At 73.2% G+C, this 16,409-nt stretch carries 14 protein-coding genes; 8 read left to right on the top strand and 6 right to left on the bottom strand.

Annotated features, from left to right (window positions below; genetic code table 11):
* Positions 1 to 128 precede the first annotated feature (128 nt).
* The 4 genes from ACFVU9_RS02705 to ACFVU9_RS02690 form a co-directional block, all read right to left on the bottom strand.
* Complete coding sequence (locus tag ACFVU9_RS02705; RefSeq protein WP_380493449.1) at positions 129 to 707, bottom strand: TerD family protein; 579 nt, start codon at positions 705 to 707, stop codon at positions 129 to 131.
* 237 nt (positions 708 to 944) lie between these two features.
* Positions 945 to 1,520, bottom strand: coding sequence for a TerD family protein (locus ACFVU9_RS02700; RefSeq protein WP_380439318.1), 576 nt, complete (start codon positions 1,518 to 1,520; stop codon positions 945 to 947).
* 167 nt (positions 1,521 to 1,687) lie between these two features.
* Positions 1,688 to 2,146, bottom strand: a complete 459-nt coding sequence (locus ACFVU9_RS02695) for a peroxiredoxin (RefSeq protein ID WP_380493446.1) — start codon at positions 2,144 to 2,146, stop codon at positions 1,688 to 1,690.
* A 346-nt stretch (positions 2,147 to 2,492) separates the two neighbouring features.
* Positions 2,493 to 2,933, bottom strand: coding sequence for a DUF3052 domain-containing protein (locus ACFVU9_RS02690; protein WP_380439314.1), 441 nt, complete (start codon positions 2,931 to 2,933; stop codon positions 2,493 to 2,495).
* Positions 2,934 to 3,449: 516 nt separating this feature from the next.
* On the opposite strand from ACFVU9_RS02690, the gene aceE reads away from it, so the two are divergent.
* Positions 3,450 to 6,200 (top strand): pyruvate dehydrogenase (acetyl-transferring), homodimeric type, encoded by a 2,751-nt coding sequence (gene aceE, locus ACFVU9_RS02685; RefSeq protein ID WP_380439312.1) that lies wholly within the window; start codon positions 3,450 to 3,452, stop codon positions 6,198 to 6,200.
* Between the two features lie 130 nt (positions 6,201 to 6,330).
* On the opposite strand, the gene ACFVU9_RS02680 is transcribed toward aceE, so the two are convergent.
* Complete coding sequence (locus ACFVU9_RS02680; RefSeq protein ID WP_380500223.1) at positions 6,331 to 7,935, bottom strand: MFS transporter; 1,605 nt, start codon at positions 7,933 to 7,935, stop codon at positions 6,331 to 6,333.
* 229 nt (positions 7,936 to 8,164) lie between these two features.
* Here ACFVU9_RS02680 and ACFVU9_RS02675 point away from each other — a divergent pair, with 229 nt between their 5' ends.
* The 7 genes from ACFVU9_RS02675 to ACFVU9_RS02645 all read left to right on the top strand — a co-directional run bounded on the left by ACFVU9_RS02675 (position 8,165) and on the right by ACFVU9_RS02645 (position 15,308).
* Positions 8,165 to 8,860 (top strand): TetR family transcriptional regulator, encoded by a 696-nt coding sequence (locus ACFVU9_RS02675; protein ID WP_380439308.1) that lies wholly within the window; start codon positions 8,165 to 8,167, stop codon positions 8,858 to 8,860.
* A gap of 106 nt (positions 8,861 to 8,966) precedes the next feature.
* Positions 8,967 to 10,268: a sensor histidine kinase gene (locus tag ACFVU9_RS02670; RefSeq protein ID WP_387589147.1), complete on the top strand. Its 1,302-nt coding sequence runs from the start codon at positions 8,967 to 8,969 to the stop codon at positions 10,266 to 10,268.
* A complete protein-coding gene (locus tag ACFVU9_RS02665) occupies positions 10,265 to 10,939 on the top strand; it encodes a response regulator (protein WP_380439304.1) in 675 nt (224 codons plus the stop codon). Before ACFVU9_RS02670 ends, ACFVU9_RS02665 begins: the two co-directional genes overlap by 4 nt.
* 117 nt (positions 10,940 to 11,056) lie before the next feature.
* Positions 11,057 to 12,178, top strand: coding sequence for an alpha/beta hydrolase (locus tag ACFVU9_RS02660; RefSeq protein ID WP_387589144.1), 1,122 nt, complete (start codon positions 11,057 to 11,059; stop codon positions 12,176 to 12,178).
* Positions 12,179 to 12,216: 38 nt separating this feature from the next.
* A complete protein-coding gene (locus tag ACFVU9_RS02655; protein ID WP_387589141.1) occupies positions 12,217 to 13,446 on the top strand; it encodes an acyltransferase in 1,230 nt (409 codons plus the stop codon).
* An 87-nt stretch (positions 13,447 to 13,533) separates the two neighbouring features.
* Positions 13,534 to 13,878: an MmcQ/YjbR family DNA-binding protein gene (locus ACFVU9_RS02650; RefSeq protein ID WP_380439298.1), complete on the top strand. Its 345-nt coding sequence runs from the start codon at positions 13,534 to 13,536 to the stop codon at positions 13,876 to 13,878.
* 212 nt (positions 13,879 to 14,090) lie between these two features.
* Positions 14,091 to 15,308, top strand: coding sequence for an alpha/beta hydrolase (locus tag ACFVU9_RS02645; protein WP_387589138.1), 1,218 nt, complete (start codon positions 14,091 to 14,093; stop codon positions 15,306 to 15,308).
* A 40-nt stretch (positions 15,309 to 15,348) separates the two neighbouring features.
* Here the strand turns inward: ACFVU9_RS02645 and ACFVU9_RS02640 are convergent, their stop codons facing one another.
* Positions 15,349 to 16,326 (bottom strand): helix-turn-helix transcriptional regulator, encoded by a 978-nt coding sequence (locus tag ACFVU9_RS02640; protein ID WP_387589136.1) that lies wholly within the window; start codon positions 16,324 to 16,326, stop codon positions 15,349 to 15,351.
* Positions 16,327 to 16,409: the final 83 nt, after the last annotated feature.

The raw sequence follows: 16,409 nt of genomic DNA, 5'->3' as shown, positions 1-16,409 counted from the left end.
CCTCGTCCCGAGACGCCCCGACCGGGCGCCGCCCGGTCAGGTCACCTCCGCACTGCCCTCCGTCGTCATGACGGTTTCGTGATCATGGAATGGATGCGCTTGGTCCGTCCTCCGCTGCCACCGACCCCCTACTGGACGTTGACGCCGAAGTCGAGGGCGATGCCGCGCAGGCCGGAGGCGTAACCCTGGCCCACCGCGCGGAACTTCCACTCGCCCGCGTACCGGTACAGCTCGCCGAAGATCATCGCGGTCTCGCTGGACGCGTCCTCGGAGAGGTCGTAGCGGGCGATCTCCCGGCCGTCCACGGAGTCGACGACCCGGATGAACGCGTTGCGCACCTGGCCGAAGTTCTGCAGCCGCGCCTCGGCCTCGTAGATCGAGACCGCGAAGACGACCTTGTCGGCCTGGGCCGGGACCAGTTCCAGGTTGACGAGGACCACCTCGTCGTCGCCGGAGTCGTCGCCACCGGTGAGGTTGTCACCCTGGTGTTCGACGGAGCCCTCCGGGCTCCTGAGGTTGTTGTAGAAGACGAAGTACTCGTCCCCCAGCACCCGGCCCCCACCGCAGATCAGCGCGCTCGCGTCGAGGTCGAACGGTGCGCCGGTGGTGGAGCGGGCGGACCAGCCGAGTCCGATCTGCACCTGCGTCAGATTGGGCGCGGCCTTGCTGAGCGAGACGTTCCCGCCCTTGGCGAGTGTGACGACCATGGCTGTTCTTCCTCCCTTGCCTTCTCCCGGGGCGCGTTGTTCGGCGCGACGTTCCAGGTTTAGTCGCCCGAGGCCCCGGCCGGCCCCCTTGAGCCGCCTGAACTTCCTGAACTCACATCCTCGCAGCGCCCGCGGACAGCACGAAGCCGGGGCGGCCGAGGACCCTCGGGTCCGCGGCCGCCCCGGCCGGGTGACGCGGTGTCGGGGCGCCGCACGCCCCGTCGGACGAACGGCGGATCAGACGTTGACGCCGAAGTCCTGGGCGATGCCGCGCAGGCCGGAGGCGTAACCCTGGCCGATGGCGCGGAACTTCCACTCGCCGCCGGCCCGGTACAGCTCGCCGAAGACCATCGCGGTCTCGGTCGAGGCGTCCTCGGAGAGGTCGTAGCGGGCGAGTTCCTTGTTGTCGGCCTGGTTGACGACCCGGATGAACGCGTTGCGCACCTGGCCGAAGCTCTGCGAGCGGGTCTCGGCGTCGTAGATCGAGACCGGGAAGACGATCTTCTGGACGTCGGCCGGGACGGTGCTCAGGTTGACCTTGATCGCCTCGTCGTCGCCCTCGCCCTCGCCCGTGCGGTTGTCGCCGGTGTGCTCGACCGAGCCGTCCGGGCTGCGCAGGTTGTTGAAGAAGACGAAGTTGCCGTCGCCGGACACCTTGCCGAGGTCGTTGCAGAGCAGGGCGCTGGCGTCCAGGTCGAAGTCCGTGCCGGTGGTGGTCCGGACGTCCCAGCCCAGGCCGACGACGACGGCCGTGAGGCCGGGGGCCTCCTTGGTGAGCGAGACGTTGCCGCCCTTGCTGAGGCTGACTCCCACGTGTCCTCCAAGAATCGGGAGGCACGCGCGGCGCGCCCCCGGTGGTGCGGTGCGGGGCACGAGCCGGCCTGGCGGCCTCCGCGCCCCACCCGATCAACGGACCGAGCGTAGTTCGAAGTTCCCCCGCCGGCCCACGACGCACCCGTGGAAGGCCCGGGCCGCGCCCGTCAGAGCGAGGCGAGGACGCGCAGGTACTCCTGCTCGTCCCGGGCGTCCGGGAGGCCGTTCACGACGCTCCACCGGACCGTTCCGGTGCTGTCGATCACGAACGTGCCGCGCAGGGCGCAGCCCTTCTCCTCGTCGAACACGCCGTACGCGCGGGCGACCTCGCCGTGCGGCCAGAAGTCGGCGAGCAGCGGGAAGTCCAGGCCCTCCCGGTCGGCGAAGACGCGCTGGGAGAACTGCGAGTCGACGGAGATCCCGAGCACCTGGACGGCGTCGTTCTGCAGCCGCGGCAGTTCCTTCTGGATCGCGCCGAGCTCGCCGGTGCAGACCCCGGTGAAGGCGAACGGGTAGAAGACCAGGACGACGGCCTTGGCGCCCCGGAAGTCCGAGAGCCCGATCAGCTCGCCGTGCTGGGTCCTGAGCTCGAAGTCCGGAGCCCCGGTGCCGACCTCGACGGCCATGGTGGGACCTTTCTGACGGGCGGGCGCCGCCCGGCGGGCGCGGCGAGCCAACATCCTCGCATCCGTTCGGGTGCGTTCGGCCGGACGGGTGAGGGCGGGCCGCCGGACGGCCGACGGCGTTCGCCCTGGGCGAACGCCTCCCCCGGCGCGGCGTCCGGCCGCAGCGGCGGAACTCCGGAGGCCGGGCGGCACCGGGACGCCTGGCAGCCGGTACGCCGAGCGACACCGGAACACCGAGCGGCACCGGAGCACCGGAACACCGGAACGGAAAACGGCCGGGCCCCGCCGGAGGAGTTCCGACGGGGCCCGGCCGGGGCTCTTCAGCGGCCCGGGGCTCGGTGCGCGGTCAGCGCTTGCCGCCCGCCTTCGGGGCGGCCTTGGTCGCCAGGCGGGTGGCCGCCCAGTCCTTGGCGACGGCGATGGAGCTGGTCTGCGACAGGCCGGCGGTCTTGGCCGCGTCGGCGATGTCCGAGGCCTCGATGTGGCCGTCGCGGCCGGTCTTGGGCGTCAGCAGCCAGATGAGGCCGCCCTCGGCCAGGTACTCCAGGGCGTCGACGAGGGCGTCGGTGAGGTCCCCGTCGTCGTCGCGGTGCCACAGCAGGACGGCGTCGGCGACGTCGTCGTAGTCCTCGTCGACGAGATCCGTCCCGGTGATCTCCTCGATGCCCTCGCGGAGATCCTGGTCAGTGTCTTCGTCGTACCCCAGCTCCTGAACGATCTGGCCCTCCTCGAAGTTGAGACGGGCCGCCGGGTTGGACTTGTCCGCGGGGTCCGCGGTCGCGCTCACGGGAATAACCTCCAGTATTCGGCTCGGCATCCATGCCGAGGCTGTGGCCGTAGTCCACACGGGCGCGGCGGTTCGCGCAAGTACCCGACCCCCGATCCCCTCCAAAGGTTGACGTGTCGCACCGGGACACGCCGGTCGAGGTGGCGGGAATCACACCGATTTGCCCTTCTCTGCATGGGACAAGGATGCTTCGGGTGGTCCCGGCCCACAGGCCGTACGCATGCCCGAGATGCGAACGGCATTCGGGTCCGCGCGTGCGCGGGCGTAGAGTCTCCTGTTGGCCCTCACCCCGGCCGCCCGCCATCGGGCGGACGGGAAACCAGGTCGGACCACCTCTTTTCGTAACACCCGGGGGTGCGCGACGCAGGCGAAGACGCCTGTTCCGCTCACCGCCAGACCGTCCCGCCCACCAGGCGGAACGGTTACCGATCGGTAGAGATGACGGATCTCCGAGCGCGGTAGCACGATGGAGGCGGCGCGACACACCTCAGTTTCGACCGACAGTGAAGGAACAGCGTGGCTTCCGGATCCGATCGCAACCCGATCATCATTGGCGGCCTTCCGAGTCAGGTCCCGGACTTCGATCCCGAGGAGACCGCGGAATGGCTGGAGTCGCTTGACGCGGCCATCGACGAGCGGGGGCGCGAGCGTGCCCGTTACCTGATGCTCCGCCTGATCGAGCGCGCCCGCGAGAAGCGTGTCGCCGTGCCCGAGATGCGCAGCACGGACTACGTCAACACCATCGCGACCAAGGACGAGCCGTTCTTCCCCGGCAACGAGGAGATCGAGCGCAAGATCCTGAACGCGACCCGCTGGAACGCGGCCGTCATGGTCTCCCGTGCCCAGCGTCCCGGCATCGGCGTGGGCGGCCACATCGCCACCTTCGCCTCCTCCGCGTCGCTCTACGACGTCGGCTTCAACTACTTCTTCCGTGGCAAGGACGCCGAGGGCGAGTCCGGCGACCAGATCTTCTTCCAGGGCCACGCCTCCCCCGGCATCTACGCCCGCGCCTTCCTCCTGGACCGACTCACCGAGCAGCAGCTCGACGCGTTCCGCCAGGAGAAGTCGAAGGCCCCGTACGGCCTGTCCAGCTACCCGCACCCGCGGCTGATGCCGGACTTCTGGGAGTTCCCGACCGTCTCGATGGGCCTCGGCCCCCTCGGTGCGATCTACCAGGCCCGGATGAACCGCTACCTGGAGCACCGCGGCATCAAGGACACCTCCGACTCGCAGGTGTACGCCTTCCTCGGCGACGGCGAGATGGACGAGCCCGAGTCGCTGGGCCAGCTGTCCCTGGCCGCGCGCGAGGGCCTGGACAACCTGACCTTCGTGGTCAACTGCAACCTGCAGCGCCTGGACGGCCCGGTCCGCGGCAACGGCAAGATCATCCAGGAGCTGGAGTCCCAGTTCCGGGGCGCCGGCTGGAACGTGATCAAGCTGGTCTGGGACCGCAGCTGGGACCCGCTGCTCGCGCAGGACCGCGACGGCGTCCTGGTCAACAAGCTGAACACCACGGTGGACGGCCAGTTCCAGACCTACGCCACCGAGACCGGCCAGTACATCCGCGAGCACTTCTTCGGCTCCGACCTGCGCCTGCGCAAGATGGTCGAGAGCATGACCGACCAGCAGATCCAGCACCTGGGTCGCGGCGGCCACGACCACAAGAAGATCTACGCGGCGTTCAAGGCGGCCCGCGAGCACCAGGGCCAGCCGACGGTCATCCTGGCCCAGACGGTCAAGGGCTGGACGCTGGGCCCCAACTTCGAGGGCCGCAACGCCACCCACCAGATGAAGAAGCTGACGGTCGAGGACCTGAAGCGCTTCCGCGACCGGCTGCACCTGCCGATCACCGACAAGCAGCTCGACGAGGGCTACCCGCCCTACTACCACCCGGGCCGCGACTCGGAGGAGATCCAGTACATGCACGACCGCCGCAGCGAGCTGGGCGGCTACGTGCCGACCCGCAAGGTGCGCCCGCGCAAGCTGGAACTGCCCGGTGACGACGCCTACAAGGCGGTCAAGAAGGGGTCCGGCAACCAGACCATCGCCACCACCATGGCGTTCGTCCGGGTGCTCAAGGACCTCATGCGGGACAAGGGCATCGGCAACCGCTTCGTGCCGATCGCGCCCGACGAGTACCGCACCTTCGGCATGGACTCGCTCTTCCCGTCGGCGAAGATCTACAACCCGCTCGGCCAGACCTACGAGTCGGTCGACCGCGACCTGCTCCTCGCCTACAAGGAGTCGCCGACCGGCCAGATGCTGCACGACGGCATCTCCGAGGCCGGCTGCACCGCCTCCCTGATCGCCGCCGGCTCGTCCTACGCCACCCACGGCGAGCCGCTGATCCCGGTCTACGTCTTCTACTCGATGTTCGGGTTCCAGCGCACCGGCGACCAGTTCTGGCAGATGGCCGACCAGCTGGCCCGCGGCTTCGTGATCGGCGCCACCGCCGGCCGCACCACGCTGACCGGCGAGGGCCTGCAGCACGCCGACGGCCACTCGCACCTGCTGGCCTCGACCAACCCCGGCGTCGTCGCGTACGACCCGGCGTACGGCTTCGAGATCGCGCACATCGTCCAGGACGGTCTGCGCCGGATGTACGGCACCAGTGCCGAGCACCCGCACGGCGAGGACGTGTTCTACTACATGACCGTCTACAACGAGCCGATCAAGATGCCGGCCGAGCCCGAGAACGTGGACGTCGAGGGCATCCTCAAGGGTCTGCACAAGTACGCGCCGGCCACCGCCGGCCAGATCCCGGCCCAGATCCTCGCCTCCGGCGTGGCGGTGCCGTGGGCCCTGGAGGCCCAGCGCATCCTCGCCGAGGAGTGGAACGTCAAGGCCGACGTCTGGTCCGCGACCTCCTGGAACGAACTGCGCCGCGACGCGGTGGAGGCCGAGGAGTTCAACCTGCTGCACCCCGAGGAGCAGCAGCGCGTCCCGTACGTCACCCAGAAGCTCCAGGGCTCCGAGGGTCCGTTCGTCGCCGTGTCCGACTGGATGCGCGCGGTGCCGGACCAGATCTCGCGCTGGGTGCCGGGTCAGTGGCAGTCGCTGGGTGCCGACGGCTTCGGCTTCGCCGACACCCGTGGCGCCGCCCGCCGCTTCTTCCACATCGACGCGCAGTCGGTCGTCCTGGGGGTGCTCACCGAGCTCGCCAAGCAGGGCAAGATCGACCGCAGCGCCCTGAAGGAGGCGGTCGACCGCTACCAGCTGCTCGACGTGACCGCGGCCGACCCGGGCGCCGCCGGCGGCGACGCCTGATCAGCCCGTAGACACTGAAGGGCCGGACTCCCGCAGGGGGTCCGGCCCTTCGGCCTTCCGGGGCGGCGCCGGGTGCGCGAACGGCCCCGGACTCCGCCGAGTCCGGGGCCGCCGTACGGGCGCGCGGCGGTCAGATGTGCACGGCCGGGCCCGCGTCGTTGGCGCCGCGGCGGGTGAGCAGGCCGAGCAGGGCGGCGCCGAAGGCCACCACCGCGGCGACCGCGAAGGCGAGCGACATGCCGCTCACGAAGGACTGGTGGACCGCGCCGGCCATCCCGTCCACGACCTGCTGCGGGGTGCCGGGCGGGGCCGGCGGGGCGATGCCGAGCTGGGCGGCCTGCTTGAGGCCCTCGGCCTGCGCGCCCTCGACCGGCGGCAGCCCGGCCTTGGCCCAGTTGCCGGGCAGCACGTCGCCGACCTTGGCGGCCATCAGCGCGCCCAGCACGGCGGTGCCGAGGCTGCCGCCGACCTGCATCGCGGCCTGCTGGAGGCCACCGGCCACACCGGACAGCTCCAGCGGGGCGTTGCCGACGATCACCTCGGTGGCGCCGACCATGACCGGGCTGATGCCGAGGCCCATCAGGACGAACCACAGCGACATCACGCCGGTGCCGGAGCCGGTGTCCAGGGTGGACATGCCGAACATCGCGGCGGTGGTGATCAGCATGCCGGCCACGATCGGGACGCGCGGGCCGAGCTTGCCGATCGCGATGCCGGCGACCGGCGAGCCGACGATCATCATGCCGGTCATCGGCAGCAGGTGGACGCCCGCCTGGACCGGCGTCATCCCGTGCACGTTCTGCAGGTAGAAGGTGACGAAGAAGATCGCGCCGAAGAACGCGAAGGCCATCAGCACCATCAGCAGCGTGCCCGCCGACAGCGGCACCGAGCGGAACAGGCCGAGCGGGATCAGCGGCTCCCCGGCCCTGCCCTGCCAGAGCGCGAACAGCACCATCAGCACGACGGCGCCGCCGAGGAGCAGCAGCGTGGACGCGTCGCCCCAGCCCCACTCGGGGGCCTTGATGATGCCGAAGACGAGGGCGAACATCGCCACCGAGAGCAGCACGATGCCGGGCACGTCGAAGGACTTGGCGGCGTTCTCGGCGCGGACGTCCCGGAGCACCAGCAGGCCGAGGACGAGCGCGATCAGGCCGACCGGGATGTTGATGAAGAACACCGACTCCCAGCTGACGTGCTCGACCAGCAGGCCGCCGACGATCGGGCCGGCCGCGGTGGAGGCGCCGATCACGCCGCCCCAGATGCCGATCGCCATGTTGAGCTTCTCGGCCGGGAAGGCCCCGCGCAGCAGGCCGAGCGCGGCCGGCTGGAGCAGCGCGCCGAACAGGCCCTGCAGGACGCGGAAGGCGATCACGGTCCGGATGTCGCCGGCGAAGCCGATCGCGGCCGAGGTGGCGGCGAAGCCGACCGCGCCGACCAGGAACGTGGTCTTGTGCCCGAAGCGGTCGCCGATCTTGCCGGCGGTGATCAGGAAGACCGCGAGCGCGAGCAGGTAGCCGCTGGTCACCCACTGGATCTCGGACGGCGCGGCCTTCAGCTTCTCCTGGATGACCGGGTTGGCGATCGCGACGATCGTGCCGTCCAGGGCGACCATCATCACGCCGACCGCGACGGTCAGCAGGGTCAGCCACGGGTGGCCCTTGATCCCACCCCCCGGCGGTGCCGAGCGCTGCGGCGGGTCGTCCGCCTTGGCGTTGTTGACGACGGACTGGCTCATCTGGGGCCCTCCACGGGGCGTGTGCGGCGAACGAAGCCGAATGAACGTGGTCGTGGCGCCCCGGCCCACCCGTCCCCACGAGCTACCCGGCCCGACGGGCGCCACTTCCGGCAGATTATGTCAGCCACTGACAATAGGCAAAGACTGACTTCTGGCCAGTGCTGCCATTTGTCAGGCCGCTAAGGTTGTCCTCCCACCCCGACCGCACCCGCGCCCGGAAGGCCCCGCCATGGCCGCTCACGCCCCCCACCCCGCTGCCCCGACCGGCCCCGCGCCGATCACCCCGCCGGGGCGGGTGCCCGGACTGCGCGAGCGCAAGAAGCAGCAGACCCGCGACGCCCTCGTCCAGGCCGCCCATGTCCTCTTCCTCGGCCAGGGCTTCGCGCGGACCACCGTCGACGAGATCGCCACCGCCGTCGACGTCTCCCAGCGCACCTTCTTCCGCTACTTCGCCAACAAGGACGAGGTCGCGCTCGCCGTCATGGCCGACGCCGAGGACTACTTCATCGAGTGCCTGCGCCACCGCCCCGCCGCCGAGACCCCGCTCCAGGCGCTGCGCGCCTCGATCGTCAAGGCCTGGCGCGACCTCGGGAGCGCCGAGCGCACCGGCCTCGGCTCCATCCACAGCGCCCTCGAACTCATGCGGATGATCGAGGAGACCCCCACCCTGCTCGCCGCCCACCTGCGCCGGGTCACCGAACAGGAGCGGGTCGTGGTCCAGGTGATCGCCGAGCGCGAGGGCCTCGACCCGGCCCTGGACCTGCGCCCCACCGTCCTCGCCGCCGTCTTCGGCAGCGTGCTGCGCGCCGCCCACCTCTCCTGGACCGCCGACCAGGAACCGGCCGGCCCGGAGGGCATGATCGCCGTGATCGAGCGCCACTTCGACCAGCTCGGCCCCGCCCTCGCCGGCCACTGGCGCTCGTAGCACCCGGCGTCACGCCGGAGTCATGGCCGGCGTCATACCGGAGTACTAGGCGCGATCCGGTCCCCGGTCCGACGCCGACCGCGCCACCCGCCCCTACGCTGGCCGGATGATCGCCCCGCCCACCGGAAAACCCCGCCGACCGTCCCCGCGCGCCCTGTTCGTCGCGCTGCTGAGCCCGTCCACCGACCACACGCCGCTCCTGGCGCAGTCACGCCGGCCCTGGCTGCGCTACCTGCCGTACGTCCTCGCGCTGGCCGCGATCTCCGCGCTGCTGCCCAGCTCCATCAACGTGCTCGCCAACGACTACGGCATCGACACCGGGCTCGCGGCGGCCCTCGCCGTCGCGCAGACCGCGCCGCTGCTCCTGGCGCCCGCCCGGCCGCTGCCCGCCTGGTGGATGATCGGGCTGACGGACCTCCTCACGGCCGCGGTGGTGCTCGCCACGGCCACCAAGACCGCGCCGGTCTTCCCCTGGCCGGCCACCAGCCTGGTCGGGTACCTGCTGCTGATGGTGCCGCTCGCCCTCCGCGAGGCGCGCCGCACCCTGGTCGCGGTGTGGCTGGCCACCACCGCCGTGAGCCTCGTGTTCTCCGTGCTCGGCGCGGTGCGCGACTGGGGCGGGGACAACAGCCTGCTGGCGATCGCCCTCAGCGGCGCGGTCCTGGTCCTCGGCGGCGCCCTGCGGGAACGCGCCGAGGCCCGCCGGCTGCTCACCGAGCAGGAGCACATCAGCGAGGCCGAGCGCGAGCGCCGCACGCTGCTGGAGGAGCGCGCCCGGATCGCGCGCGAGCTGCACGACGTGGTGGCGCACCACATGTCGGTGATCGCGGTGCAGGCGGCCAGCGCGCCGTACCGGATCGGCGGCGTCCCGGACGAGGCCGTCGAGGAGTTCACCGCGATCGCCGGCTCGGCCCGCGAGTCGCTCGCCGAAATGCGGCGCCTGCTGGGGGTGTTGCGCAGCGAGGAGAGCGCGGCCGAGACGGCGCCCCAGCCGGGCGTGGAGCAACTCGGCCAGCTGGTCGAGACGGTGGGCCGGGCCGGGGTGCCGGCCGAGCTGACGGCGGATCCGGGACTGGCGGAGCGGGTGCCGCAGGCCGTCGCCCTCTCCGCGTACCGGATCGTCCAGGAGGCGCTGGCCAACGTCGTCCGGCACGCGCCCGGGGCGCGGACCTGGGTGTCGCTCACGGCCGACGGCCCCGAGCTGCTGGTCACCGTGGTGAACGCGCCGCCGCCCGAACGCCGCGAGTCGCTGGAGGCCACGGCCGAGGGCACCGGGCAGGGGCTGGTCGGCATGCGCGAACGCGTCCGGCTCGTGGATGGCAGGCTGGACACCGGCCCGCTGCCGGACGGCGGCTTCAAGGTGGCCGCCGTCCTGCCCCTCGACCCCGCCCGGGAGACACCCGCATGACCATCCGCGTGATCATCGTCGACGACCAGGCCATGGTGCGGGCCGGCTTCGCCGCACTGCTGAACGCCCAGAGCGACATCGACGTGGTGGGGGACGCGGCGGACGGCGCGCAGGCCCTGGAGGTCAGCGGCCGCACCCACCCGGACGTCGTCCTGATGGACGTCCGGATGCCCGGCATGGACGGCCTGGAGGCGGCCCGCCGGCTGCTCGACCCGGCCGTGCCGGGCGCGCACCGGCCCAAGGTGCTGATGCTGACCACCTTCGACGTGGACGACTACGTGTACGAGGCGCTGCGCGCCGGGGCGAGCGGCTTCCTGCTGAAGGACGCCCCGCCGGCCGACCTGATCGCCGCCGTGCGGGTCGTCGCGGCCGGGGAGGCGCTGCTCGCGCCCTCGGTGACGCGCCGGCTGATCGAGGACTTCGCCCGCACCCGCCCGGCCCGCCGGCGCGACCCCAAGGTGCGGCTCAACGGCCTGACCCCGCGCGAGACCGAGGTGCTGGAGCTGATCGCCCGCGGCCTGTCCAACCAGGAGATCGCCGGCCGCCTGGTGCTGGCCGAGCAGACGGTCAAGACGCACATCGGCCGGATCCTGGCCAAGCTCGACCTGCGCGACCGCGCCCAGGCGGTCGTGCTCGCCTACGAGTCCGGGCTCGTGACCCCTGGTGGGTAGCAGGTAGTACCGGGGTAGCACCCCCGACTTGGCCCCGCGGTGTGACGTCCGCGGGGCCTTCCCGTTCCTACCTTCCTCTCCGTCGCCAGTGAGCAACGGACAAGGGAGTACGGGAAGATGGGAAAGTTTCGGGCCAGGCGTGCGATCGCCGCCGCCACGGTCGCGCTCGCGGCGGTACTCGGCGCCGGCGGCTGGGCCGCCGACACGCAGCAGGCCGTCACCGGCCCGCCGCCCGGCAGCGCCGCGTGGACGGCCGACACCGCGTTCGGCCTCCGGCTGCCCGACCCGGCCACCACCGACCCGGCCGAAGTCGCCGCGTTCTTCGCCCGGTTGACGCCCGCCCAGGGCGAGGCGCTCGCCGCCCGGCACCCGCTGGTGGTCGGCAACCTGGACGGCGCGCCCGTCCGACTCCGCTACCACGCCAACGCCCTGGCCCTCGCCGCCGAGCGCGACCGGGAGGCCGCCCGCGCCGCCGACCCGGCGCTCACCCCGCAGGACCAGGCCGCCGCCCGCACCCGCGCCGAGCGCTACCGCACCCTGCTCGACGGCGGACGGCAGGTCCTCGCCTTCGACCCGCGCGGCCGCGGCCAGGTCGCCGAGGTCTACGGCGACCTGGCCGGCGCGAGTCGCACCGCCGTCGTCGTCCCCGGCTCCGACATCGACCTGCTGAACTTCGACCGCGCCGCCGACCCGTACGGCACCCCCGCCGGCATGGCGAGGTCCCTGTACGAGGCCACCGGCCGGACGACCGCCGTCATCGCCTGGGCCGGCTACACCACCCCGGTCGGACTCGGCGTGGACGCCGCCACCGAGGACCTGGCCCGCGCCGGCGCCGGCCGGCTGACCCGGCTGCTCGACGGGCTCGCCGTCAGCACCCGCCCCGAGGCCCCGGCCACCGTCTTCTGCCACAGCTACGGCTCGGTCGTCTGCGGCCTGGCCCACCCGGGCCCCGCACAGGCCTCCGGCGTGGTGGTGCTCGGCTCGCCCGGCATGGGCGTCGGCTCCGCCGCCGACCTCGACCCCCGCGTCCCGCTCTGGGCCACCACCCGCAACGACTCCGACTGGATCGGCCGGGTGCCCAACGTCTCGCTGTTCGGCCTCGGCCACGGCGCCGACCCGACCGGCCCGGACTTCGGCGCCCGCCCCCTGCCGTCCACCGGCTCGCACGGCCACACCGGCTACTTCGCCCCCGGCACCGCCTCGCTCACCGCCTACGCCGCCCTCGCGCAGGGCCGCTGACCAGCCCGGACCGCCGCAACCGGAGAAGGAGCACCGCCATGGCCCACCCGCTCACCGCCCTGCGCCGCGCCGCCCACGAGGTCGACGCCCGCACCCCCGCGCACCGCGACCGCGCCCTCGACGGCCTGCGCGCCCTCGCCCTGCTCGCCGTCCCGCTCGGGCACTGGATGCTCGGCGGATTCACCCGCGACCCCGACGGCACCCTGCACAACGCCAGCCCGCTCTCCGCCCTCGGCGGCTTCGCCCCGGTCAGCTGGGTGCTGCAGATGCTCGGGGTGTTCTTCCTGGTCGGCGGCTACTCCTCGGTCCGCTCGCTGGACCGCGCCCGCGCCAGGGGCACGACCTACGGGGGCTGGCTGCGCGCCCGGACGGTCCGGCTGCTGCGCCCGGTGCTCGGCGTGACGGCGGTGTGGGCGGTGCTGATCCCGCTGCTGCCCCGGCTCGGCGTCCCGGCCGGCACCGTCCGCACCGGCGCGACGCTGGTGGTGCAGCCGCTCTGGTACATCGCCGTCTACCTGGGGGTGACCGCGCTCACCTCGGTCTGCCTGGCCGCCGCCCGTCGGCTCGGCGCGTGGTCGGCGGGGCTCCTGGTGGCCGTCGTCGCCGTGGTGGACGCACTGCGGTACGGGCCGTGGGCGGAGGCGGTGCCGTCCTGGGTCGGGCTGGTCAACATCCTGCCGGGCTGGCTGTTCGGCTACCAGCTGGGCGTGCTGTGGGCGCGGGGCCGGCTCGACCGCCGGGCCGCGCGGGTCCTGCTGGGCGGCGGCGCCGTGCTGTTCGCCGCGCTGCTGCTGGTGTTCCACTACCCGGCGAGCATGGTCGGCGTGCCCGGCGTCGAGCGGACCAACTCGCACCCGCCGTCCCTGCTGGTGCTCGCCCTGGCGGCGGCGCAGTGCGGCGCCGCGGTCCTGCTGCGGGAGCGCCTGGGCCGGCTGCTGACCCGCCGTCCGCTGCTGTGGCTGCCGGTGGTCGTGGTCAACCTGTCGGCGATGACGGTCTTCTGCTGGCACCAGACCGCGATGCTCGCCGTGGCGGTGCCCGGCGCCGCCGGCCTCGGCGCCGTCCCCGGGCTGACCACCGCGCCGGACTCCCTCACCTGGGTGGCCGCCCGGCTGGCGCTGCTCCCGCTGTTCGCGGCCGCGCTGGTGGGGATCGGCTGGTTCGCCCGGCGGTTCGACGCGCCGTGGACGGCCCTCTCCCGCCCGTGGAAGGCCGTGGCCGGAGCCGGTGCGGCCCTGTTCACCGCGTACGCGCTGGGCGTGGTGTGACCCGCCCGCCCCAGCCGGCACGCGCCCCCGGAGCGCCTTGGCGCGCACCGGGGGCGCGTTGTCGGTGGCGTGCTCTAACCTGCCGTCATGGTGACGTTCGACGAGTTCCGCGCGATGGCCCTGGCCCTTCCGGAGGCCGCGCAGGAGCCGACGTGGGAGATCGAGACGCTGCGGGTGCGCGCCAGGATCTTCGCGATGGGCTCCCCCGAGGGCGAGCGGGTCACCGTCAAGGCCAGTCCCGAGGACCAGGCCGAACTCCTGGCCGCCGAACCCGAGGTGTTCTCGTCCGCCCCCTACGTCGGCCGGCACGGCTGGGTGAGCGTCCGGCTGGACCTCGTCGACCCCGAGGAGCTCCGCGACCTGGTCACCGAGGCCTGGCGGCGCACCGCGCCGAAGCGACTCGTCAGGGAGTTCGACGAGGGGGCGCGGTGACGCCCGGGACGACGGCGCCCCCGGCCCGGCGGGGCGTCCCGAACCACGGGAAGACGCGAACCGGACACCCACGGTTCATGTGATCCATCCCACAGTTTGGGCGTGTCCGTCACCCTCCCGTGACCTCTACGCTTGCGGAGGGAAGTTCGCAGTCTGACGCACCCCTCGGGCCCCGCCCAGGACATGGTGACGGGCCCAAGGGAGTTGGTGCGGTGCGCAACCGTCGACGCTGGAAGCGTGTACTGATCGGGGCGTTCGCGGGCTTCGCGGTCCTCGCCGACGCCGGCGCCTCGGCCGCCGCGGCCGCCGCCTCCACCGAGCAGCTGGCGATCAGCACGCCCCCGGCCGGCAGCGCCGCCTGGGTCCAGGACCACTCCTTCGGCCGCGGCCTGCCCGACCCGGCCACCACCACCCCGGCCGCCGCCGCCGAGTTCTTCGCCTCGCTGGCCCCCACCGAGCTCGACCGGCTGATCCGGCAGTACCCGCTGGTCGTCGGCAACTTCGACGGCGCCCCGCTCGACCTGCGCTACCGCGCCAACCGGATCGCCCTCACCGAGGAGCGCGACGCCGCCCGCGCCCGCGCCAACGACCCCAAGCTCGACTCCGACGCCCGCGCACTGGCCGTCTCCCGCGCCAACGACGTCGAGCACCTGCTCTCCCCCGACCGCCAGGTCCTCGCCTTCGACCCGCGCGGGCGCGGCCTGGTCACCGAGGTGTGGGGCGACCTCGCCGACGCCGAGCGGGTCTCCGTCCTGGTGCCCGGCTCGGACGCCGACCTCGGCCACTTCGACCAGGCCGCCGACCCGCTGCGCTCCCCCGCCGGCATGGCCCGCGCCCTGTACGCCGAGGAGCACAAGCAGGCCCCCAAGACCCGCACCGCGGTGATCGCCTGGACCGGCTACGTCACCCCCTCCGGCCTCGGCCCGGACGCCGTCACCTCCCGCCTCGCCGACATCGGCGCGCCCCGGCTGCAGCGCCTGCTCGCCGGGCTCAAGGAGACCACCCGCCCGGACGCGCCGCCGTCCCTGCTGTGCCACTCCTACGGGTCCGTGGTCTGCGGCGACGCCGCCCCCGAGATCCCGCGCGCCGCGGCCTCGCCGTCCGACACCTCCGGCGTCACCGACATGATGGTGTTCGGCAGCCCCGGCATGGGCGTGCAGAGCACCAGCGAGCTCGGCACCGGCGTCAAGGTGTGGGCCACCCGCAACCCCAGCGACTGGATCGGCAACGTCCCGTACCTGGAGGTCGGCGGCCTGGGCCACGGCGCCGACCCGACGTCCTCCGGCTTCGGCGCCGAGGAGATCTCCTCGGCCCGCGCGGCCGGCCACAACGGCTACTTCACCGAGGGCACCGACAGCCTGCACAACTTCGCGGCGATCTCGCTCGGCCACTACCAGGACGTCGTCCTCCGGCCGCAGTCCGACTCCTGATCCCCGCAGGGAGCTCAAGGCCGGGGGCGAAAGGCACGCCCTACTCCTGGTAGAGCCTCAGCGCCTCCGCCGCCGCCCGGGCCAGTTCCCGACGGGCGGCGGGCGGGGACAGCACCTCGGCCTCCGGGCCGAAGGCGAGCAGCGCGCGGACGGCGGCCGGCGTGGGGAACGCCATCGCCAGCTCGACCCACTCCTCGGCCGGCCCGGCGCCCGCCTCCGGCGGCTGCGCGGTGACCCGCCCGCCGTGGACCCGGACGAACAGGTCCAGCCGCCCGCGCCGCACCCGTACCCGCACCCGCAGCTCGTTCGGCCGCCGCTCCACGTGCTCGCGCAGCCCCGCCCACACGTCGCCGAGCCCCGCCCCGGGGCGGCGGCGCACCGGCTCCTCGGCCGTCTCGGCGGCCAGCACCCGGTCGGCCCGGAACAGCCGGGGCTCGCCGTTCAGGTCGGCCACCAGGTACCAGAGCGCGGCCCGGCTCACCAGGCCGTACGGGTCGACGGTGTACTCCACCGGCACCGGCGTGCCGCCGTGCCGGTAGCGCAGGCGCAGCCGCCGGTCGGCGAAGACGGCGTACTGCAGCTCGCCCAGGTCCGGCCCGGCAGCGGCGCCGGCCCCGCTCGGCAGCCAGCGCGGCGGGTCGACCAGGACGCGCTCGCCGCCGCGCCCGCCGGCGGGCGGCTCCGGCGCCGGCAGCGCCGCCATCACCTTGCGCAGCGCCGAGCCGAGCGCCCCGTCCAGCGCGAGCTCGCCGTGCGCGCCCCGCGCTGACAGCACGAGCAGCGCGCGGGCCTCGTCCCCGGTCAGCCCGCCGACGTCGGCGCGGTGGCCGGGCAGCAGGCCGATGCCGCCGCGCCGGCCGCGCTCGGTGAACACCGGGACGCCGGCCGCGGCGAGCGACTCCACGTCGCGGTAGATGGTGCGGACGGACACCTCCAGGCGCTCCGCCAGTTCCGTGGCGGGCATCCGGCCGCGGGTCTGCAGCAGCAGGAGGATCGAGAGCAGCCGGTCGGCCTTCATGGCAGCAGAATCGCAGCAATCATGACGGCCGTTGTCAGGCTTTACCCGGAGATTGCCCACCCGATGCGAAATCCCGTTCGATT

This window comes from Kitasatospora sp. NPDC057936 (assembly GCF_042887525.1).
In the GTDB taxonomy this organism is placed as follows: Bacteria; Actinomycetota; Actinomycetes; order Streptomycetales; family Streptomycetaceae; genus Kitasatospora.
This window is presented reverse-complemented; position numbering and strand designations above follow the sequence as displayed.